Origin of the sequence: Mycobacterium sp. 1274761.0, from assembly GCF_001668615.1 — a bacterium.
GTDB lineage: Bacteria > Actinomycetota > Actinomycetes > Mycobacteriales > Mycobacteriaceae > Mycobacterium.
In genome coordinates this window covers 1-19,343 of sequence record NZ_LZMC01000073.1, presented here as the reverse complement: position 1 = coordinate 19,343, position 19,343 = coordinate 1, and the positions used below count along the sequence as shown (strand labels likewise).

At 66.6% G+C, this 19,343-nt stretch carries 23 protein-coding genes, 1 tRNA gene, 1 other RNA gene and 2 pseudogenes; 14 read left to right on the top strand and 13 right to left on the bottom strand.

Annotation, left to right across the window (positions count from 1 at the left end; genetic code table 11):
• Positions 1-74: 74 nt before the first annotated feature.
• The 3 genes from A5651_RS15335 (at position 75) to A5651_RS15325 (ending at position 1,307) form a co-directional block, all read left to right on the top strand.
• A complete protein-coding gene (locus A5651_RS15335) occupies positions 75-539 on the top strand; it encodes a peroxiredoxin (protein WP_066982501.1) in 465 nt (154 codons plus the stop codon).
• 44 nt (positions 540-583) lie between these two features.
• Positions 584-655 (top strand) — tRNA-Val (locus A5651_RS15330).
• Positions 656-692: 37 nt separating this feature from the next.
• Positions 693-1,307, top strand: a complete 615-nt coding sequence (locus A5651_RS15325) for a dihydrofolate reductase family protein (RefSeq protein WP_066982268.1) — start codon at positions 693-695, stop codon at positions 1,305-1,307.
• Here the strand turns inward: A5651_RS15325 and bluB are convergent.
• From bluB to A5651_RS15310, 3 genes are read right to left on the bottom strand one after another with little or no spacing between them, the layout of a single operon-like run.
• Complete coding sequence (gene bluB / locus A5651_RS15320; protein WP_066982265.1) at positions 1,248-1,955, bottom strand: 5,6-dimethylbenzimidazole synthase; 708 nt, start codon at positions 1,953-1,955, stop codon at positions 1,248-1,250. The genes A5651_RS15325 and bluB overlap by 60 nt on opposite strands.
• Before the next feature lie 18 nt (positions 1,956-1,973).
• Positions 1,974-2,366 carry a VOC family protein gene (locus A5651_RS15315; RefSeq protein ID WP_066982262.1) on the bottom strand — a complete coding sequence of 131 codons (393 nt, stop codon included), beginning with the start codon at positions 2,364-2,366 and terminating at the stop codon, positions 1,974-1,976.
• Complete coding sequence (locus tag A5651_RS15310; protein ID WP_066982259.1) at positions 2,363-3,190, bottom strand: oxygenase MpaB family protein; 828 nt, start codon at positions 3,188-3,190, stop codon at positions 2,363-2,365. Before A5651_RS15310 ends, A5651_RS15315 begins: the two co-directional genes overlap by 4 nt.
• Before the next feature lie 47 nt (positions 3,191-3,237).
• Between A5651_RS15310 and A5651_RS15305 the strand changes: the two genes are divergently transcribed.
• Complete coding sequence (locus tag A5651_RS15305) at positions 3,238-4,251, top strand: cobalamin biosynthesis protein (protein ID WP_066982497.1); 1,014 nt, start codon at positions 3,238-3,240, stop codon at positions 4,249-4,251.
• Here the strand turns inward: A5651_RS15305 and A5651_RS15300 are convergent.
• The 3 genes from A5651_RS15300 to A5651_RS15290 are packed head-to-tail and all read right to left on the bottom strand — an operon-like array spanning position 4,157 to position 6,148.
• Complete coding sequence (locus tag A5651_RS15300; protein ID WP_066982256.1) at positions 4,157-4,969, bottom strand: SURF1 family protein; 813 nt, start codon at positions 4,967-4,969, stop codon at positions 4,157-4,159. The two genes, A5651_RS15305 and A5651_RS15300, sit on opposite strands and share 95 nt — an antisense overlap.
• A complete protein-coding gene (locus A5651_RS15295; protein ID WP_066982252.1) occupies positions 4,969-5,463 on the bottom strand; it encodes a low molecular weight protein-tyrosine-phosphatase in 495 nt (164 codons plus the stop codon). The genes A5651_RS15300 and A5651_RS15295 overlap by 1 nt, the downstream gene beginning before the upstream one ends.
• Positions 5,456-6,148: an HAD-IA family hydrolase gene (locus A5651_RS15290; RefSeq protein WP_066982494.1), complete on the bottom strand. Its 693-nt coding sequence runs from the start codon at positions 6,146-6,148 to the stop codon at positions 5,456-5,458. The genes A5651_RS15295 and A5651_RS15290 overlap by 8 nt, the downstream gene beginning before the upstream one ends.
• Before the next feature lie 78 nt (positions 6,149-6,226).
• On the opposite strand from A5651_RS15290, the gene A5651_RS15285 reads away from it, so the two are divergent.
• From A5651_RS15285 to A5651_RS15275, 3 genes are read left to right on the top strand one after another with little or no spacing between them, the layout of a single operon-like run.
• Positions 6,227-7,354, top strand: coding sequence for a Nif3-like dinuclear metal center hexameric protein (locus A5651_RS15285; protein WP_066982250.1), 1,128 nt, complete (start codon positions 6,227-6,229; stop codon positions 7,352-7,354).
• The gene (locus A5651_RS15280) at positions 7,351-8,088 is read left to right on the top strand and encodes a zinc ribbon domain-containing protein (protein WP_066982248.1); all 738 of its coding nucleotides are present in this window, start codon (positions 7,351-7,353) and stop codon (positions 8,086-8,088) included. The genes A5651_RS15285 and A5651_RS15280 overlap by 4 nt, the downstream gene beginning before the upstream one ends.
• Complete coding sequence (locus A5651_RS15275) at positions 8,085-9,152, top strand: bifunctional RNase H/acid phosphatase (RefSeq protein ID WP_066982246.1); 1,068 nt, start codon at positions 8,085-8,087, stop codon at positions 9,150-9,152. The genes A5651_RS15280 and A5651_RS15275 overlap by 4 nt, the downstream gene beginning before the upstream one ends.
• On the opposite strand, the gene A5651_RS15270 is transcribed toward A5651_RS15275, so the two are convergent.
• On the bottom strand, positions 9,153-9,734 hold the full coding sequence (locus A5651_RS15270) for a helix-turn-helix domain-containing protein (RefSeq protein ID WP_066982244.1): 582 nt from the start codon (positions 9,732-9,734) through the stop codon (positions 9,153-9,155).
• Between the two features lie 47 nt (positions 9,735-9,781).
• Between A5651_RS15270 and A5651_RS15265 the strand changes: the two genes are divergently transcribed.
• Positions 9,782-10,408: a bifunctional 2-polyprenyl-6-hydroxyphenol methylase/3-demethylubiquinol 3-O-methyltransferase UbiG gene (locus tag A5651_RS15265; RefSeq protein WP_066982242.1), complete on the top strand. Its 627-nt coding sequence runs from the start codon at positions 9,782-9,784 to the stop codon at positions 10,406-10,408.
• Here A5651_RS15265 and A5651_RS15260 read toward each other — a convergent pair.
• Entirely contained in the window at positions 10,403-11,113 is a 711-nt protein-coding gene (locus A5651_RS15260; protein WP_066982239.1) for a 2OG-Fe(II) oxygenase, read from the bottom strand. The two genes, A5651_RS15265 and A5651_RS15260, sit on opposite strands and share 6 nt — an antisense overlap.
• Before the next feature lie 143 nt (positions 11,114-11,256).
• Here A5651_RS15260 and A5651_RS15255 point away from each other — a divergent pair, with 143 nt between their 5' ends.
• Together A5651_RS15255 and A5651_RS15250 are read left to right on the top strand one after the other, a co-directional pair.
• Entirely contained in the window at positions 11,257-12,150 is an 894-nt protein-coding gene (locus A5651_RS15255) for an alpha/beta fold hydrolase (RefSeq protein ID WP_231988697.1), read from the top strand.
• Positions 12,151-12,156: 6 nt separating this feature from the next.
• A complete protein-coding gene (locus tag A5651_RS15250) occupies positions 12,157-13,548 on the top strand; it encodes a wax ester/triacylglycerol synthase family O-acyltransferase (RefSeq protein WP_066982232.1) in 1,392 nt (463 codons plus the stop codon).
• Here A5651_RS15250 and A5651_RS15245 read toward each other — a convergent pair.
• Both A5651_RS15245 and A5651_RS15240 read right to left on the bottom strand, forming a co-directional pair.
• Entirely contained in the window at positions 13,545-13,979 is a 435-nt protein-coding gene (locus tag A5651_RS15245) for a VOC family protein (protein ID WP_066982230.1), read from the bottom strand. The genes A5651_RS15250 and A5651_RS15245 overlap by 4 nt on opposite strands.
• Positions 13,980-13,989: 10 nt before the next feature.
• Positions 13,990-14,442: a helix-turn-helix transcriptional regulator gene (locus A5651_RS15240; protein ID WP_066982224.1), complete on the bottom strand. Its 453-nt coding sequence runs from the start codon at positions 14,440-14,442 to the stop codon at positions 13,990-13,992.
• A 22-nt stretch (positions 14,443-14,464) separates the two neighbouring features.
• On the opposite strand from A5651_RS15240, the gene rnpB reads away from it, so the two are divergent.
• An RNA gene (gene rnpB / locus A5651_RS15235) (RNase P RNA component class A) lies at positions 14,465-14,854 on the top strand.
• Between the two features lie 180 nt (positions 14,855-15,034).
• Here the strand turns inward: rnpB and A5651_RS26025 are convergent.
• Positions 15,035-15,442 (bottom strand): annotated as a pseudogene (locus tag A5651_RS26025) (site-specific integrase); the annotation flags it as partial.
• A 613-nt stretch (positions 15,443-16,055) separates the two neighbouring features.
• Here A5651_RS26025 and A5651_RS15230 point away from each other — a divergent pair.
• The 3 genes from A5651_RS15230 to A5651_RS25435 all read left to right on the top strand — a co-directional run bounded on the left by A5651_RS15230 (position 16,056) and on the right by A5651_RS25435 (position 17,052).
• On the top strand, positions 16,056-16,367 hold the full coding sequence (locus A5651_RS15230; RefSeq protein ID WP_066982222.1) for a hypothetical protein: 312 nt from the start codon (positions 16,056-16,058) through the stop codon (positions 16,365-16,367).
• Positions 16,368-16,530: 163 nt separating this feature from the next.
• A complete protein-coding gene (locus A5651_RS15225) occupies positions 16,531-16,725 on the top strand; it encodes a hypothetical protein (RefSeq protein ID WP_066982220.1) in 195 nt (64 codons plus the stop codon).
• A 180-nt stretch (positions 16,726-16,905) separates the two neighbouring features.
• Complete coding sequence (locus A5651_RS25435) at positions 16,906-17,052, top strand: hypothetical protein (protein ID WP_156662945.1); 147 nt, start codon at positions 16,906-16,908, stop codon at positions 17,050-17,052.
• A 355-nt stretch (positions 17,053-17,407) separates the two neighbouring features.
• On the opposite strand, the gene A5651_RS15220 is transcribed toward A5651_RS25435, so the two are convergent.
• On the bottom strand, positions 17,408-18,892 hold the full coding sequence (locus tag A5651_RS15220) for a CYTH and CHAD domain-containing protein (protein ID WP_066982217.1): 1,485 nt from the start codon (positions 18,890-18,892) through the stop codon (positions 17,408-17,410).
• A gap of 152 nt (positions 18,893-19,044) precedes the next feature.
• A pseudogene (locus A5651_RS15215) lies at positions 19,045-19,317 on the bottom strand (enoyl-CoA hydratase/isomerase family protein); the annotation flags it as partial.
• Positions 19,318-19,343 lie beyond the last annotated feature (26 nt).

Below are 19,343 nucleotides of genomic sequence, written 5' to 3'. Positions count from 1 at the left end.
CAGGCGATGAGCGCTTGCGCGAAGAGCAGACGGCAGGCGATGAGCGCTTGCGCGAAGAGCAGACAGCAGCGGTAGTGCTGGGCCTGGGAACTGAGGCCCCTGACTTCACACTGAAGGACCAGAACGGTCAACAGGTGCGGCTCGGCGACTTCCGCGGCGCCAAAGACGTGCTGTTGGTGTTCTTTCCGCTGGCGTTCACCGGCATCTGCCAGGGCGAGCTCGACGAGATCCGCGACAACCCTTCCGTCTACCAGAACGCCGACACCGCCACGCTGGCAATCTCGGTGGGTCCGCCCCCAACGCACCGGGTTTGGGCCACCCAGAGCGGGTTCACGTTCCCGGTGCTGGCCGATTTCTGGCCGCATGGAGCGGTCGCCGCCGCGTACGGGGTGTTCAACTCCGACACGGGTTTCCCCAACCGCGGCACGTTCGTCGTCGACCGCGCCGGAATCATCCGGTTCGCCGAGATGAAACAGCCCGGCGAGGCCCGCGATCAAGCGGTCTGGGCCGAGGCGTTGGCGGCCCTAAGGTCGGCTTGAAGATTTCCCGTCGCCGGTGATCGCCGTGTAGCCTGCACCGGCACGGGCGCGTAGCTCAGTGGTAGAGCTCTGGTTTTACACACCAGCGGTCGGCGGTTCGATACCGTCCGCGCCCACCGATGACTTTTGCGGGCCGTCCCGGTCTGCCTTCCCGTGACCAGAACCAATCTCTCGATGTCGATCTCTGCCGACGGCTATGTCGCCGGGCCCTGCCAATGCGAGGAGCATCCGCTGGGTGTGGGCGGTGAGGCGCTTCACGCGTGGCACTTGGGCCCCGCCAAGGATCACCCGGTCAACCGGCAGGTGGTCTCGGACATGATGGACGGCATGGGCGCAACAATCATGGGCCGCAACATGTTTGGGCCCATCCGTGGCGACTGGGGGGACTCGGGTTGGAAGGGTTGGTGGGGCGACGAGCCTCCCTACCACTGTCCGGTGTTCGTCCTGACGCACTATCCGCACGACCCGATCGAGATGGCCGGTGGGACCACCTTCCACTTCGTCACCGACGGCATCGAGTCGGCCTACGCCCTGGCGACAGCGGCCGCCGGTGACCGCGACATATCGATCGCCGGAGGAGCCTCATGCGCGCGGCAGGCGATCGCAGCGGGCGTGGTCGACGAGATCGATCTTCAGATCAGCCCGGTGATACTCGGGTCGGGCGAGCCCCTGTTCGACGGGTTCGACGCGGGCCAGCCCACTCTCGAGCTAGTCCGGGTGCTCGAAGCCCCGGGCGTAGCCCACCTGCGCTACCGGGTCGTCCGATGACCCGCTGAGCCAGGCGTTCTCGCTGACGAACTCCGCCAACGGTCGCCCGACCGCCCACTGATCGATCTCGAGCATCGGCCGCGGTGGGAATTCCGGCACCGGGCCAAGGCACAGCACCGCCACCGGGTCGGCATCGGCCGGCATTCCCAGCAGCTCGGCCAACTCGCGGGGCTCGAACAGCGAGACCCACCCCATGCCGAGCCCCTCGGCGCGCGCGGCCAGCCACAGGTTCTGAATTGCGCACGACACCGACGCCAGGTCCATCTGGGGCAGGGTGCGGCGCCCGAAGGTATGAGCTTCCCGGTTGTCGCACAAGGCGACGACGAACAACTCGGCGCATTCGAGGATGCCCTCGACCTTCAGCGCCAGAAACTCCTCGGCCCGCGGACCCAGCGCCGCGGCGGTGCGGTCTCGTTCCTCGTCGACGAGCCGGTGGATGCGCGTGCGCAGCGTGTCGTCGGTGATGCGGATGAACCGCCACGGCTGCATCAGCCCGACGCTCGGTGCGGCGTGCGCGGCGCCCAGCAACCGTGCCAGCACTTCGTCGGAAACCGTCGAACGGGGGATGAATCGGCGCATGTCGCGCCGCTCGGCGATCACCCGGTAGACCGCGCGGCGCTCCTCGTCGCTGAAGGCATGCTCGTGCACACGGGCAAGGGTAGGTGGCTAGCCGCCGGGCGGCGCAAAGAACTCCAGCGCGATGCCGTCGGGGTCGCGGAAGCTCAGCCCAGACCCGTAGTGGGCGTCGACGATGCCGCCGTGCTCGATCCCCAGTGAGTTGAGCTTGTCGAGCCATGTCTGGAGCTCCGCGCGGTCGGCGCAGCCGAAGCCGACATGGTCGAGCCCGGCGCGGAATTCGGAGAAGCGTCCGTCTTCGATCGTGCGGTCATGCTGGTGAATGCCGAACAGGGTGCCGTCGTCAAACGCCCACACCACATGCCGGAAGCCGGCGTCGGTGTGCTCGTCGAGCACCGGGTCGGTGCCGAACAGCGCCTGATACCAGGGCGCGCTGGCATCGACGTCACGCACCGTGACCGCGACATGGTTGACCCTCGTCATACGACCCGCTTTCCTCGGCGTGCCCGAGCACGCATGTCCCACAGATACATCCGGTAGCCGAGCAGCCACACCTCGCGCGGGACGACGTGGTCGACGACCCGAAGCAATACCAGTAGCCGGTCGAACTGCCGCTGTTGCGCCGCAGACCACGACATCTTCATGAGCGCGCGAAACTCAGGCGGCAGAAAACCTTTGGTGGCGAACAGATTGAACCGGCCGGCCAGCAGGCGAAGCGGGGCAGGAAGAAACACCATCGCGGCCACACCGTGCAGGTGCTCGCGCACCGGAGGATCGATGGCCAACTCGTCCAGCGTGCGCTTCCAGAACTCGTCGAACGCGACGCGGTCGGGTGGCCACATGTCGTCGCGGACCTGCAGCGTGGTGCCCAGCTTCCTGGCGTCCTGATAGATCGCGTCAGCCGCCTCGTCGCCGAGTGGGCCGTAGAGGAATTCGTGCTGATCGATGTAGTACCGGTACAGACACGCCGCCACCCACAGCTGCAGCCGCGGGTCTAATGCGTTGTAAGACAGCGGACTTGACTTCCTCGACCGCACTTGAGCGTGCACCTTGTCCACCGCAGCCCGGATCAGGGCGCGGTCGGCGTCCGTGCCGAGCGTCGCCGCGGCGAGATAAGTGCCGGTGGTGCGGGCCCGCTTGAAGGGGTGCAGGTAGACGTTGCCGCTGTCCACCGGGCTCTCCAACACGCCGTATCCGACTCCCGGCAACGACAACTGCATGATCACGTTGGCGGCGGGCGCCAGTAGCGCCGCAGGGTTGATCAGATCGACCACACGGGTCGGCCGCTGCGGGGGCCCCAGCCTCATGATTCGAGTACACCACCTTGTGAGACGCTCGCAGCGTGTTTGCGCGGATGTGTCTGGGGCGCGCGGCCGGTATCGCGGTCGGATACCTGGCCGACCTGACGTTCGGCGACCCTCGGCGTGCACACCCCGTGGCGTTGTTCGGCGCGACCGCCGCCCGCCTCGAACGGTTCACCTATGCCGATGACCGGCTGGCGGGCGCACTGCATACCGGCGCGCTGCTCAGTGTGCTGGCGACGGTGGGGGTCGCGGCTGACCGGGCGGCAGCCCGCCGAGGGCCCGTGTGGACGGCCGCACTGACGGCCGCGGCGACGTTCGTGTCGCTCGGCGGTACCTCGCTGGCCCGCACCGGCGCGCAGATCGCCGGTCTGCTGGCGCGCCCCGACGTCGTTGCGGCGCGCGCTCTGCTGCCGTCGTTGTGTGGCCGCGATCCTTCCGTGCTCGACGTTGATGGGCTCAGCCGCGCGGCCCTGGAGTCCGTCGCCGAGAACACCTCTGACGCGCAGGTGGCGCCCCTTGTGTGGGTCGCCGTTGGCGGGGTGCCCGGGGTGTTGGTCTACCGCGGGGCCAACACGCTCGACGCGATGATCGGCCATCGGTCACCGCGGTATCTGCGATTCGGTTGGGCCGCAGCGCGATTGGACGATCTGCTCAACTTCGTCGCCGCCCGCGTAACCGGTGCGCTGGTGGTGGTGTGCGCACCCGTCGTCGGGGGCTCGCCGTGGCGGGCGGTGCGGGCGTGGCGGCGCGACGCAGCGAGGCATCCGAGCCCGAATGCCGGCGTGGCCGAGGCGTCGTTCGCGGGTGCTCTTGGCGTTCGACTCGGCGGCCCGACACAGTACGCGCACCAGCTGGAGATCCGGCCCGCCCTCGGTGACGGCCCCGCGCCCCAGGTGGTGGATCTGATTCGGGCCGTGCGGCTTTCGCGGGCTGTTCAGTTGGTGGGTGCGGTGGCGGCGACGGTGGTGGTCAGCGGCGCTTGCCGTAGCGGTCGGCGAGTTTCTCTTCGGTGGTCAGCGGACCGGTTGCAGGCCGAACGGCCGCTTCCCGGCGTCGCGCCTTGATTTCCGAAACGATGAAGTAGCCCAGCCCGATCGGGGCGATGATGCCGAACGCGATCCACTGAATGCCGTAGGACAAGAACGGCCCGGCGTCGAGGTGTGGCAGCGGAACCACGCCGAGCCCGCCCGGCTGATTGTCGACCAACTGCAGGTAGGACCCGGCCAACGGAACGCCGAGAAGCCCGGAGACCTGGACGGTGTCGATCGCGTACACCTGCTGCACGCCGTCCTGGCGGAACGGCGCCTTGTCTGGCGGCGCCGTCTCGGAATCGCGCAGCCGCGCGATGATCGTCACCCTTCCTTCGGGCGCCGGCGCAATGGCCGGAACCTTCGAGCCCTCTTCGGGTTTCACGTAGCCGCGGTCGACCAGAACCGTCGGCCCGTCATCAATGACGAACGGCACCAGCACCTCGAACGCGGGATCTCCCTCGATCACCCGCAGCCGCGCCAGGACTTGCCGGTCGGGCAGGTAATGCCCGGTCGCCGTCACTCGTTGCCACTGCTGGTCGGATGCCGACGAATCCTGGTGCGGCAGAACACTTGTCAGCGGCACAGGCTCCGCAGTCAATGACCGCGATATCTGCGCGTTCTCGCGTGATGTCCTGGTGTTCTTACCGAGCTGCCACGGGGCGAGGACGGTGAAGCACAGGTAGGCGAACGCAACCACGACGACGAACAATGCGAGCCAGCCCGGCCGAAGCAGGAACGACCACCGCTTCATCAGCTGGCGATCCCACGCTCGACGAGCTGTTCGTCCACCCATTGGTGCAAACCGGGCAGCGCCGCCTCGATCACACCGAAGACGTCCTCGAAGTCCTCCTGGGTGCCGTAGTAGGGATCGTCGACGTCGAGCGGGTGGGCACCCGACTTCGGGTCGAACGAACGCAGCATTCGCAGTCGGGTAGGTGGTATGCCCATGTCGCGCAGGATCCGCTCATGGTTTCGGCCGAGCGCGACCAGCAGGTCGGCCGACAGGTGGTCCTCGTTGATCCGCCGGGCCCGATGCTCGGTGGGGTAGCCGTGGGCACGCAGCACGCGGTTGGCCCGGTTGTCGGCGCCCTCGCCGGCGTGCCAGTCTCCGGTGCCAGCGCTGGTCACTCGGACCGCGTCGGCCAGGCCGCGCTCGCGGATCTGGTGGGCGAACATCTTCTCCGCCATCGGGGACCGGCAGATGTTGCCCGAGCAGATGAATGTGACGTGCAGAGGCTCAGACACCCAGCACCTCGCGAAGGTCCTCGACCGTCGCCACCCGTGCCGCGGGCGTGACCGCGGCAGGGCCGTCGAAGTCGGCGCGCCCGTAGCCCCACTCGACCACGACCGTCGCGATGCCGTGCGCGGCCGCGCCCTCGACGTCGTGGGCACGATCGCCGACCATTACGACCCGCTCTGGCAGCGAGTCGAGCTGAGCCAGCGCGTGCGCCATCACATCGGCCTTGGTGGCGCGGACACCGTCGACGCTGGCGCCCGCGATGACCTCGAAATATGCGTCGAGGCCGAAGTGCTCGAGAATTCTGCGGGCCGTCGGCTCGGCCTTCGACGTCGCCACGGCCAGCCGCACCCCCGCCTCGCGCAGGTCATCGAGGAGCTGCGGAATGCCATCGAACAGGCTGTTCATCGCCCACCCGCGCGTCGTGTAGTCGGCGCGGTAGGCGGCGATCGCCGTGTCGGCCTCGTCGAGCCCCATGGCGCGCAGGGTGTGGTGCATCGGCGGGCCGACGATGCGGCTGGCCAGGTCGCCGTGGGGCACCTCGGCGCCGACTTCGCCGAGGGCGTGACGAAAGCTGGACACGATGCCCTCCGCCGAGTCGGTGAGGGTGCCGTCAAGATCGAAGATCACCAGCTGCGGGCGCAGCTCTTTTTGCTCCTCGCGTGCGCTGTTCGCCGCCGCCGTGTCATCCAGGGTCGTCACGCGTCCATTGTCTCCGACGGCCCACTAAGGTCGTGATGTGGCAAGTCCAACACAGGTGACCGTGCTCCCATGAGCACGCGCTTGTCCGACATCATCGACGTTCTCGACGCCGCCTACCCACCCGCACTGGCGCAGGACTGGGACTCGGTCGGTCTGGTCTGCGGTGATCCCGGCGACGTCGTCGAGTCGGTGACGGTCGCGGTTGACGCCACCGCAGCCGTCGTCGACGAGGTGCCGGAGCGCGGTCTGCTGCTGGCACATCACCCGCTGCTGCTGCGCGGTGTCGACACCGTGGCCGCGAGCACCCCCAAGGGCGCCCTGCTGCACCGGATGATCCGCGGTGGACGGGCGTTGTTCACCGCTCACACCAATGCCGACTCCGCCGCGCCCGGCGTCTCCGATGCCCTCGCCGACGCGCTGGGCGTGACGGTGCAGGAGGTACTCGCTCCCGCGCCCGGCGGCCCCGACAACGACAAGTGGGTCGTCTACGTCCCCACCGAGAACGCCGACGTGGTCCGTGAGGCGATGTTCGGCGCCGGCGCCGGGCACATCGGCGACTACTCACACTGCAGCTGGAGTGTCGGTGGAACCGGGCAGTTCCTGCCTCAGGAAGGCGCGTCACCGGCGATCGGCAGAGTCGGGTCGGTTGAACGGGTGGCAGAGGACCGGATCGAGATGATCGCGCCTGCCCGGTTGCGCGGCCACGTCCTCGCGGCGCTGCGCCATGCGCACCCCTACGAGGAGCCCGCGTTCGACATACTCGCGATGGCGCCGGTGCCCGCCGACGTCGGGCTGGGCCGTATCGGAACCCTTTCGGAGCCGCAGACATTGGCCGGCTTCGTCTCGCGCGTACACGACGCGCTGCCCGCCACCTCGTGGGGGATACGCGCGTCTGGTGAGGACGACGCCCAGATTTCGCGGGTGGCGGTCTGCGGTGGCGCCGGAGATTCACTGCTGGACGTCGTCGCGGGTGCCGGCGTCAACGCCTATGTCACGGCAGACCTGCGTCACCACCCGGCCGACGAACACCGCAGACGCTCCGACGTTGCGCTGATCGACGTCGCACACTGGGCGAGCGAATACCCCTGGTGCCATCAGGCGGCCGGCGTGCTCCGTGATCACTTCGGGGATTCGCTGCCGGTGCGGGTATCTGCCGTCCGCACCGATCCGTGGAACATCGAGAGAAATGGTTCATGAAAGCTGAAGTCATCCAACAACGTTCGCTGCTCGAACTCGCCGACCTCGACGCCGAGCTGAGTCGGATCGAACATCGCTCTCGCCATCTGCCCGAGCAGGAGCGCTTCGAGAAGGCGCAGGCCGACCACCGCGAGGCCAACGACCGGCTCGCGGCGTTGCGTCTGGCGCTTGAGGACCTCGATGCCCAGATCGCGAAATTCGAGTCCGAGATCGAGGCGGTGCGCGGGCGGGAGGACCGGGACCGCAAGCTGCTCGAGGCAGGTGCCATCAACGCCAAGCAGCTGGCAGACCTTCAGCATGAGCTCGAGACGTTGGAACGTCGACAGGCGAGCCTCGAGGACTCGCTGCTCGACGTCATGGAGCGTCGCGAAGACTTGCAGCGCCAGCAGACCGACGAATTGACCGCCATCGATGCGCTTGAAGGCGAGCTGGCCGAAGCGCAGCGGGCCCGTGACGAAGCGCTGGCGGCCGTCGAGCAGAGCCGGCACCAAAACCTTTCGCGCCGTGACGAACTGACCGCAGCGCTGGACGCCGATCTGGTGTCGCTTTACGAGCGTCAGCGGGCGCGCGGTGGTGCCGGCGCGGGCCGGTTGCAGGGCCGCCGGTGTGGCGCGTGCCGCATCGAGATCGATCGCGGGGAGATCGCCAGAATCACCGCCGCCGCGGACGACGAGGTGCTGCGCTGTCCGGAATGCGGCGCAATCCTCTTGCGGGTCAAGGATGGTAGCCCGTGAGGGTCATCGTCGAGGCCGACGGCGGCTCTCGCGGTAACCCCGGGCCAGCGGGCTACGGGTCGGTGGTGTGGACAGCCGATCGGGGAACGGTGCTCGCCGAGAGCAAGCAGGCGATCGGCCATGCCACCAACAACGTCGCCGAATACCGTGGCCTGATCGCCGGCCTCGAGGAAGCCGCAAAGGTCGGGGCCACCGAAGTAGACGTGCGGATGGATTCCAAGCTGGTCGTCGAGCAGATGTCGGGCCGGTGGCAGGTAAAGAACGCCGAGCTGAAGACGCTCATGGCACAGGCGATGTCGGCCGCGTCGGCGTTTCAACACGTCACGTACACGTGGATTCCGCGGGATCAGAACTCGCACGCCGACCGGCTGGCCAACGAGGCGATGGATGCGGCCGCCCAGTTGGAGCCGCAGCCGGCGCCGCCCGCACCGGTCGGTTGGACCGGCGCCCGCGGTGTGCCGACTCGGTTCCTCCTGTTGCGGCACGGGCAGACCGAATTGTCCATTCAGCGGCGGTATTCCGGCCGTGGTAACCCAGCGCTGACCGACCTCGGCCAGCAGCAGGCCGACGCCGCCGCGCACTATCTCGGGCAGCGCGGGGGAGTCGCTGCAGTCATCACCTCACCGTTGCAGCGGGCATACGACACAGCTGCCCGGGCCGCCAAGGCGCTGAGCCTCGACGTCACCGTCGACGACGATCTGATCGAGACGGACTTCGGCGAGTGGGAAGGTCTGACGTTCATGGAGGCGGCGGAACGCGACCCGCAGCTGCACCGACGTTGGCTGGGGGACACCAGCATCCGTCCGCCCGGCGGTGAGAGCTTCGACAGCGTGGCAGAACGAGTGCAGCGGGTGCGTGGTCGGATCATCGCCGAATATTCGGGTGAGACGGTGCTCGTGGTGTCGCACGTGACGCCGATCAAGACGTTGCTTCGGCTGGCGTTGGATGCCGGGCCCGGTATTCTCTACCGGCTGCACCTCGACCTTGCGTCGCTGTCGATTGCCGAGTTCTACCCCGACGGAGCGTCATCCGTGCGACTGGTAAACGACACGTCGTATCTGTGATCATTCGTGCAGGTGCAGGCGTTCGCCGTGCACGCCGAAGATCACGATGGCCTCGACCGGACCGTCCACCGCGCCGAACCAGTGCGGCGTCCACGTGCTGAATTCGACGGCTTCGCCGGCCTCGATGACGAAATCGCGCTCGCCGAGGATGAGACGCATCCTCCCAGACAGCACATATGTCCAGTCCTGTCCCTCGTGAACAGGTAAGTCTGGCGGTGGTTTTCGGCGCTTGGCGGCGATCCGGACCTTGTACGCCTGCAGCCCGCCAGCCGCCGCATGCCGGGTGAGCGGCCAGTAGGTGATGTCGTCATGGGTGTGCGAGCTGCCCCGCACCCGCGGGTCGGCTGGCTCGGGCGCGCGCAGCAGTTCGTCTGTGCTCACGGCCAGCGCTTCGGCGAGGCGGGGCAGATGGTCGAGGGCAAGTCGACGCTTGCCCGACTCGAGCCTGCTGAGCGTGGAGACATCGATGCCGGCGCTGCGGGCCACGTCTTCCAGGGTCAGGCCGCGGCCCACCCGCAGCTCGCGGAGCCTTCGGCGAACCCGCAGGTCGACGTCGTCCTCAGCCGCCTGGTTTGCCTGCATAGCAAATCAGATTGGCAGATCAGCGGCGGCGCGGCAAGCTGGGCTGCATGAGCGAGACGAAAGCGCACTGGGAAGAGCACTATGGAGCGCGCGACCGGATCTGGAGCGGCCGCGTCAACGTCCAACTCGCCGATGTGGTGGGCGATCTGGCGCCCGGGCGTGCGCTCGACCTCGGCTGCGGGGAGGGCGGCGACGCCGTGTGGCTCGCGGAGCGGGGTTGGAGCGTTGTTGCGGTCGACATCTCCGACACCGCGTTGGGTCGGGCCAGGGAGGCGGCGATTTCGCGCGGAGTTGAGGGCCGCATCGAGCTTGTCCAGATGGACCTCTCTGACGACTTTCCCGACGGCACCTTCGACTTGGTGTCGGCCCAGTTCCTGCATTCCACGGTGTATCTCGACAGGAAGAAGGCGCTGACGAACGCGCTCGCCGCGCTGCGGCCCGGTGGACTTCTGGTGATCGTCGACCACGGTTCGGCACCCCCGTGGCCGTCGAAGCTCGACCACCATCACGAGTTCCCCAGCAGCGACGAGGTGGTCGCGGCGCTGAACCTGGACCGTGACGAATTCGAGTGCATCCGGGCCGATTCCGTTGAGCGGCACGCTGTCGGTCCGGGCGGTGAGCAATGGCCCTGGATGGACAACGTCATCCTGGTGCGGCGGCGCGAGCACTCATGACGCGTCGTGGAAGACGAGGCCAAGGGTGAAGCGCTCGCCGGAGCGCACTGCCGAAACCCCGTGGCGCACAGGCGCAGCCGACCATCCACGAGCTGACTCCACCGGCCGCTCCCGGGTGGTGAAGACGAAACCGTGACAGTGGGGGAGCAGCGTGGCGGTGCCGCGTGACTGCGCTCGCGCCCGTTGCTCCAGCAAGAGAAATTCGCCGCCGGTGTGATCGATGCCGGGCTCGGACAGGTTGATCACCACCTGCAACGGGAAGACCAACTCCCCGTAGAGGTCTCGGTGCAGGGCGTTCCAGTCGCCGGGTCCGTACTTCAGCAGGATGGCGGTTGACCTGGTCTGCCCTGCGGTGTGGCACATGGCGAGCCAGTCGTCGAGGTCGTCGGGCCACGGCGCGTCGCGGCCCAGGTTGGCCCACCACTGCCTGGCGATGGGTAACAGCCGCGGGTAGAGCGCGTGCTTAAGCTCGTCGATCGGCTTGGGGTACGGCCGGTCGAAATAGCGGTACTCGCCTTCGCCGAACCGGTAGCGGCTCATGTCGATTGTGGCGCGGAAACGTCGGTCATCGGTGTAAAGGGAGCGCAACGTCGCCGCCTCGGCCTTGGTGACCAGCTGGGGGAGCAGCGCACCGCCGAACTCGTCCAGCTCGGCGGTGACCGCGTCCCAGTCGGCGGAATCCACCCGCTTCTGCCATGTCGTCATCAGGCATCCTCTCCACTGTGTAGACGACGGGAAGCAGCAGCGCGTGAGATCAGTGGAACCTCATTCTGATCCTCTGTGCGATAACGCCCGAGCGTAATCGGCCCGACATGCTGTAATAGCGCATCGACAGCTTGTGGCCTGGGATGCGCCTCCCGATGCCGCGGTTACCGCAGGTGCCCGCGTTGGCTTCCGCCGCCCGCATTCCCGCCGGCGTCGTCGTCGACCTGCCCGGGCGCGGGAGCACCTATGTCGTCGACAGCGGGCCCTGCAACGGCCCGACCTTCGTGCTGCTGCACTCGCTGGCGTGCACAGGATTGATGACGTGGTATCCGGCACTGGATGTCGTGCGCGAGTTCGGCCGTGTCGTCGTGTTCGACCAGCGCTGCCATGGACAGGGCATCTCACCGCCGAGAATGCTGCTCGAGGACTGCGCCGACGACGTCGCCGCATTGGCAGACGCCCTCGACATCCCGAGCTTCGTGCCGGTAGGTTACTCGATGGGATCGCTTGTCGCACAATTGGTTTGGAGACGCCACCGGGACCGGGTCGACGGACTGGTGCTCTGCGCTGCGGCAGCAGCGGTCAGCCGCGCCCGCTACGAGCGGGTCGCCACGGGACTCTTCGCGGCGCTGATGGAAACCCTCAGTCCCGCGCCACGGCCCTGCGGACCGGCCTCGGCTGTCACCGACGGGTGGCTCTCTGATCACCGGTGGGTGATTGGCCAACTGCGCGCCACGTCTCCCGGCGGCATCAGCCGAGCGATCGCCGAAGTCGTCCGGTTCGACTCGACTCCCTGGGTCGGACAGATCGATGTGCCCACCGCGGTGGTCGTCACCATGAAGGATCGCGCCTTCGGCGTTCGACGCCAGCAGTGGTTGGCCGAGCAGATCCCCGACGCCGAGATGGTGCCTGTCGAGGCCGGCCACGCCGGGTGCACGCTGCAGCCTGCCGCGTTCGTACCGGGGCTGCGGCGGGCGCTTCGATCAGTGCATCAGCGACTTCCCCGCGCGCAGCACCAGGAGCGGTCGGCCAGGTAGTCGAAGGTGAAGCGACTCAGCGGCTGGGACGTCCTGATGCTGGCCAGCGAAACGCCGAACGTGCACCAGCACACCTTGAAGGTGGCTGTCGTCGACACCAGCGCGTTCGAGGGCACGCCGTCGTTCGAGGCGTTCCGCGAGGTGTTCCGCTCGCGGCTGCCGGTGCTTGAACCGCTGAGGTATCAGTTGGCTTCGGTGCCGTGGCGATTACATCGCCCGATCTGGCGGGAGAACGCCGAACTCGACCTGGACTACCACCTCAAACGGGTACAGGTGCCCGCGCCCGGCGGTCGTCGGCAACTCGATGCGGTGATCGGCGACATCGCCAGTACGGCGGTGGATCGCCGCCGTCCGTTGTGGCAGTTCTACTACGCCGAGGGGCTCGCAGATGACCAGATCGCGGTGATCGGCAAGGTGCACCATGTTCTCGCCGACGGTGTTGCGTCGGCAAATCTGATGGCGCGCACCGTCGATTGGCCCGACGATGCGCCCCCGCAGCAGCACACCGAGACGACGCGGCCGCCGACCACACGTGAAGTGGTTACATTCGCTGCGCGCGACCACGTCACGCGGATGCGGAACCTCCCGTCGGCGGTGCGCGCCGGTGTGGGCGGCGCCTACCGGCTGCAGCGCCGGATACGACAACGTCGCCGCCACCCCCAGCTGGCGGCCCAGTTCAACCCGCCGCCCACGTTCTTCAACCACAAGGTGGCGCCGGGACGGATGTTCGCCAGCGCCGCGCTGCCATTCGGGGACGTCAAAGCGATCAGCAAAAAGCTCGACGCGACGGTCAACGACGTGGTGCTTGCCACCGCCGCGGGCGCGCTGAGGCGCCTGCTGCTGCTCTACGGCGACCACACCGACCAGCCGCTGATTGCGTCGGTCCCCGCGTCTACCGACACGTCGCCGGACCGGATCGCCGGCAATGCCTTGGCCACAATGCTCGTCTCGCTGCCCGTTCAGATTGCTGACCCGGTACAGCGGCTGGACCTGATACGGACATCGACACGCATCGCGAAGGAAGACCACGAACTGCTCGGTCCGACCCTCGTCGGCCAGTGGTTGGAGTTCATACCTCACGCGATGACCCGACTGGTATTCGGATTGATGTCGCGGCGCGAAGCGCCCAACCGACTGTTCAACCTGATCGTCTCCAACGTGCCGGGGCCACGCAAACAGGGAAGCGTCGCGGGCGCCGTGGTGACGGAGTTCTACTCGGTTGGGCCTATCGCCGCGGGCGCCCCGCTGAACATCACCGTCTGGAGTTACGTCGACCAGTTGAGTATCGCGGTTCTCACCGACGACGCCACGCTGCGGGATCCTCACGACCTGACCGACGCCTTCGCCGCGGCTTTCGCCGAAATGCGAGAAGCCGCGGGCGCGGAGGCGCCCGCCTAAGTGTTTGGCCAGTTCTCCGCCAACTGCGTGAGGCGGACACTGTTGCCGGAGGGGTCGCGGAAACCCGAGTCGATGCCGTAGGGCATCTGATTGGGCGGCTCGTTGAACTCCACGCCGCGTGCCGTCATCTCCCGGTACGACTTGTCGATGTCGTCGGTCACCAGAAAGACGGTGCCCGCGAAGCCCTTTGCGGTGAGATCCAGCACCTGCTTGCGGGTGGCCTCATCCATCACGGGCTCACCCGGCACCGCCATCAGCACCAGGTTGACGTCGTCCTGGCCCGGCGGGCCGACGGTCAGCCAGCGGAAGTCGCCCATCTCCTCGGGGAAGGAGACATCTTCACGCACCTCCATGCCGACCTTCTCGGTCCAGAACTTCAAGGCGACTTCTTGATCATGGACCCATAGGTGGGCGCTGCCGATTCTCATCATGGACCCGACGCTACGGTCGGCGGTCGGCGCTCGTCTTCTCCCCGTGTGCTGTCTTGACCCGACTGTCGGGTAGTGGCCGGGTATCGCGCGCCAGGATGCAACTCGGCACCCGGGCATGCATCAGCGCCGGCGGCATGCTGGCCCGATAGGCGGCCGGCGTCAGGCCGTACACCCGGGCAAAGCTCGTCGTGAACGACCCGACGCTCTGCAGGCCCACCATCACACAGATGTCGGCCACCGATCGGTCGGTGTAGCGCAGCAGCGCCGCAGCCCGCTCCAGTCGCCGAGTCTGCAGGTAGGAGCGCGGCGACTCGCCGAATGTCCGAGTGAACATCCGGCTGAAATGTGCCCGCGACAGACCCGCGGCGGCCGCCAGATCATCGACGGTGATCGTCTCGGCATAGCGCGAATCGACCAGATCCTTGGCCCGTTGCAGATAACGGGCCGGAACAACCTGCGCCACAGGAATATTATGTACGGGCGAACGAGTTGGCTGGGCGGCCGCGGACCCGAGGGTCCGAGGAAAGTCCGGACTTCACAGAGCAGGGTGATTGCTAACGGCAATCCGAGGTGACTCGCGGGAAAGTGCCACAGAAAACAGACCGCCACCAACGGTGGTAAGGGTGAAACGGTGCGGTAAGCGCGCACCAGCATTCCGGGTGACCGGGATGGCTAGGCAAACCCCACCCGAAGCAAGGCCAAGAGGTCGCACCTGGTGCGGCTGCGCAGGCGCTCGAGGGTTGCTCGCCCGAGCCTGCGGGTAGGCCGCTCGAGGCACCCGGTGACGGTGTGCCCAGATGGATGGTCGCCGCCTCATCGCCGTGGTAGTTCGCGGCGGTGAGGAACAGAATCCGGCTTATAGGCCAACTCGTTCGCGCTAACTCTCTGAACTGCATGTTTAGCTCGTCTGGGTGGAGGTCGTCCGCAGTGCGTCCGCAGTTATTCCGGAGCACGGAGTCGATGGCGTCGCGCGTCCGGTCGTCAGAATCCGGCCACAGGTGGCTGTAGGTGTCCAGCGTCTCGACTGCGCTTGCGTGACCGACGCGCGCCTGAACTGTTTTCACGCTCTCGCCGTGCCGGATGAGCAGGCTTGCGTAGTAGTGGCGAAGCGCGTTGAAGCCTGTCCCGGCCGGAAGTCCCGCGGCCTCGACTGCTGGACGCCACTTGTGGCCGAAGGCCTGCCGGGTGATCGGCTTGCTCGCCAGTTTGAACACCAGGCCGTCCGGCTCGGCAGGAAACGCCGCTAGGTGCGCCGCGAGCGCGTCGACAACGACCTGGGGGAGCGGGATCGTCCGATTGCTCGCCCTCGTCTCGGGTGGTCCCAGGGTCGGCGCTTCGCCTTGCACCGTGACGAGCTGCCGGTCCACCATCGCGGTCCGCTCGAGGAACCGAACGCGGTCGACCGTCAGCCCGAAGCATTCGCCCTGGCGCATCCCGGTTCCCGCGGCCAATGTGACGAGCACCTGTAGCTCCGGCGGCAGTTCTGCGCGAACCGCGGACACCTGCTCGGTCGTGAGTGGCACAATTTGCGGGCGCTGGACCTTCGGCAATTTCGTTCCGTCGCAAGGGTTCGACGCGATCCGCCGATCGCGGATCGCGGATCGCCGACTTCATCACCGTGGAAACGAGGCCGTGGACCACTCCGACCGTGGCCGGTGCCAACTCGTCCGAACGTGTGCGGTGCCACTCAATTCTTCATGTACCAATCCCAAGACTTGATCGAGGCCGAGGAAGTGGTCCATTCGCCACCTGCTGCTTCATTGGAAGCCTAGAACCCGTAGCTCAACAACGGACCCAGCTTCTTGGAATCGGCGTTCAAACTCTTTCTGTGAGTGGCTGGGAATGAACAAAAGGTTCGAAAGTGGTACCTGCGTCCCACCAAGTTATGAGGCCGCGAACCCTTTTCTTGCTGGTGAAATGTTCGCTGCTTTTGCTTATGCAAGTACTGCGAGAGTAATGCCCGAGAAGTAGCTGTGATCATGCTGCCCAGCGCGCTACCTTGCGTTGAGGGGGGCTAATTAGCTGCCACAGCGTTAATCATCGACTTGGCAGGCAGCTACCAACGGGAGGGAAATTATGAAGAAGACATTGGCGGCAGCGCTGGCACTCACCGCAAGCTCGATCGCGCTAGCCGCCCCCGCGCTGGCCGATGACCCGCCGCCCGTTCCCGTCACGCCCGGATCGCACACGGTCACCGAACAGGACGGGACGGTATGGCACGTGGGGGTGGCGCTGGACTGCGGCCCGGCCTGCTTCGCGTGGGTTACCAACAAGGGACCTGACGAGTTCCACTGGGCAGGGGACAAGTGGCTTGATTCGAATGGCATCTGGACCGTGGACGGCATCACGTTCACGAACCGGAACGGTTACACCCTCACCATGTCTTAAAGAAGAACCGTTCAGCGTGAAGGGGCTTGAAGGCCGATCATTAAGCGCGAAATCGCGGGCTACGAGTTGCATCCGGATTACGCGATCACTGCGGCCGACTGGTCAGCCGTTTGCCTGCTAGCCCTACCGGCTGATCGACGACCGCTGGGATAGCCTCTGCTGCATGGCGACGCTCATACCGCCCGAGCCGATCACCCTTGAGAGCCCCGGCATCATCAATTTCGCTGCAGGCGCACTCGACGGCCCGCGTTCACTGACATGGACCGTGAAAGGCCACAGCAATGAACGGGGCTTGGATGAGATCTACATCAGCAATCGCCAGACGAGGGGTCAGATCAAACTCAGCCTCCACCAGTAGCAGCCGGCGAGGAACAGATCCCAGAAGTCACCACTCGAGTCCGACCACCGCACCCAATCGTTCACGGGTCCAATAGACCTCGTCGCCGTTGGGGCGCGACCTAGAGAAGGCTATCGACCGGGATCATCAGGGAGTGTCGAGTTAGATTGGGGCAGCCTTCGTGGTTACACCATTCGAGCCGTGGAACTTCCGGAAGCTGTTGGCGAATATACGGAAGCGCACATCAGCCATGAATTCGAAATTGCCAATCGCTTCCCAGTACCCGGTTCTTTCGTGGACGAATTGACACCACAACTCATGAAAGTCTTTATGAAAGCGGGCGGCTGATGGCGAGACTGCTCGCAAAAACTCAGACAGGGTAGCCCGCGCCGTCGTTGATCCCGAAGTCAGCCATATACGGACTCCCTCTCTTGTGACAGGAAGTGGTCGACTCCCAACCACAATTTTGGTCGGAGGCCGCGGGGGGCAATTCGGCCCATCGAGCCTGGGGATTTGCCCGGCCCGTGCGACAGGCCCGGCGGAGCGCCCGCCCGTCCGCGGATCGTCCGCAGTAGGTTCGACAACAGCCGTCGGCGACCAACAAAGTCAACAATCTGACCTGCGAATACACAACGGAGCCAACGCTGCAAACGCCCAGATAACAGAATCCGGCTTACAGGCCAACTCGTTCGCCCGCCTCGCGTTAGCGGGCCTTGCGCACCGACTTGTCCAGCTTCTTCAGCGCCTTGTCCAGTCGCCCACGCGCGTCGCGGGCCACCGCGTCCTCGCGGGCATACAGCAGGCCGTAGGTGAAGGTGTCCTCCCCGGCTGCGTGAGCGGCTTCAGCCTGCTGAACCAGATGAGTGCGGCTGACGACGCTGTCCTGGTGGTCACCCAGCAGGCTCTGAATGCTCTTCGCCCGGTCGGAGACCTTGTCGGCGCCCGTTGCGGCCGCGGTATAGCGAAGGCGCTTGGCGCCCTTGCGGATTCGGTGCAGCGCTTCATCGCGGTCGGTTTCGGCGGCGTCGGCTGCGTTCTTGGCGGCTTTGCGCACACGCTTGTATGCCGAGCCGACGGTCGCGGTCTTCGACTCGCCGTCGTCGGTCGTTTGCACCGGTTCAGCCGCGACCAGCCCGTCGAGCGCATCCAGCAGCCGGAAGTACCGCTCTGAACGCATTGCGATGAGCGATCGCCGCAGACCCGACTTGTAGCGGCGCTTCGCGCCCTCGATCAACCGCTTCCGTACCGGGCCCCGCACGAGTTCCCCGGGTAACTCGTTGAGGGCCTCCTCGTAGCGCTGGGCCAGCACCTCGGCGTCACGGGCCACGCCGAGCACTGCTGCGAGCTGGCGCAATTCGTCGAGCACCCACGCGTCGTCCGAAATGCCGAAAGCCTCCTCCGAGGACTGCAACAGGCTGCGAATCTTGCGGGTCGTCACCCGCATCTGATGCACCGAGTCATCGACGTCCGCCCGCACCGCGCGGTCCCACTCGATCAGCTCGTCGATCTGCTCGGCCACTGCCCGGTGGATCGGATCGTCCGGTGGCTGCGTCGCCTCGTCGTTATCGCTGGCCAGCACGCGGGCAAGCTTCGAGCCGTGCCCGGCGGGCACGCCACCGGCATCCTGCAGGCGGTTCGATAGCCGATCCAACAGACCGTCGGAGGCATCAGCGCCTTCGGCCAGTTCCAGCTCCCACTCGCGCCACTGCTGCTGCTCGCCCTCAACGGCTGAGGCCGTCACCTGATCGTCACTGAACTCGGCGAGAGGCGAACCGTCCGCGTCATACAGGACGGTGACAGTCCGGTACGTCGAGATCTTGGCTACCGGCGCCAGCGGACGGTTTCGGACGATGGCGAGCACGATGTCCTTGAGATCGTCGGGCACCGCCTCGTCGTCGGCGTCGCCGAGCGGGGCCCGCACCTCGGTTCGGGTATCGGGGCCGGCCGGCAGTTTGAGATGCCAGCCCGCGTCCGTGCCGCCGGTCCGCCTGCGCAGTGTCACGTGGTGGGCGGCAAGGTCGTGGTTCGGTGTGTCGAAATAGACGGCATCCAGTCGCTGCACCGGCGCCCGATCCACCCGCGCCACTGCCGAGAGCCCCTCGAATGACGGCGAGACCGTCGAGTCGATCACGTCGAACTTCCGCTCGATCTCGGTATGCCGGGATGTCTTCGCTTTGCTGGCAGCCATATGCACCTTCGTCGTGGATACGCCGGGGAAGCTCAGAGTGCCATACCGAGGTGAACGCAGGAATGGGACCACGTGCGACGACAGGCGCGCAGGCGCAGATACAGTCCACGTGTGACCGAATACCAGACGATTACGCTCGAGCAGTCCGGCCCGATCGCGCGGTGCAGGCTGTCGGCGACGGCCTTGATGTGGCTGCCCCGGCTGGGCGCCGTCGCAAAGGACTTGAGATCGCCTCCCGCGCTGAAGAATCGGCCCGAGCCCGTCAGCACGACGACCTTCGTCGCGGGGGTGTCACAGCGGGCGGCTGCGTCGGCCAGCTCGCGAGTCATGATGTCGTTCATGCCGTTTGCGGCATCGGGCCGATTGAGCGTGAGCCGCGCGATCGGGCCGGACTGCTCGAGCGTAATCGTCTGGTATTCGGTCACACGTGGACTGTATCTGCGCCTGCGCG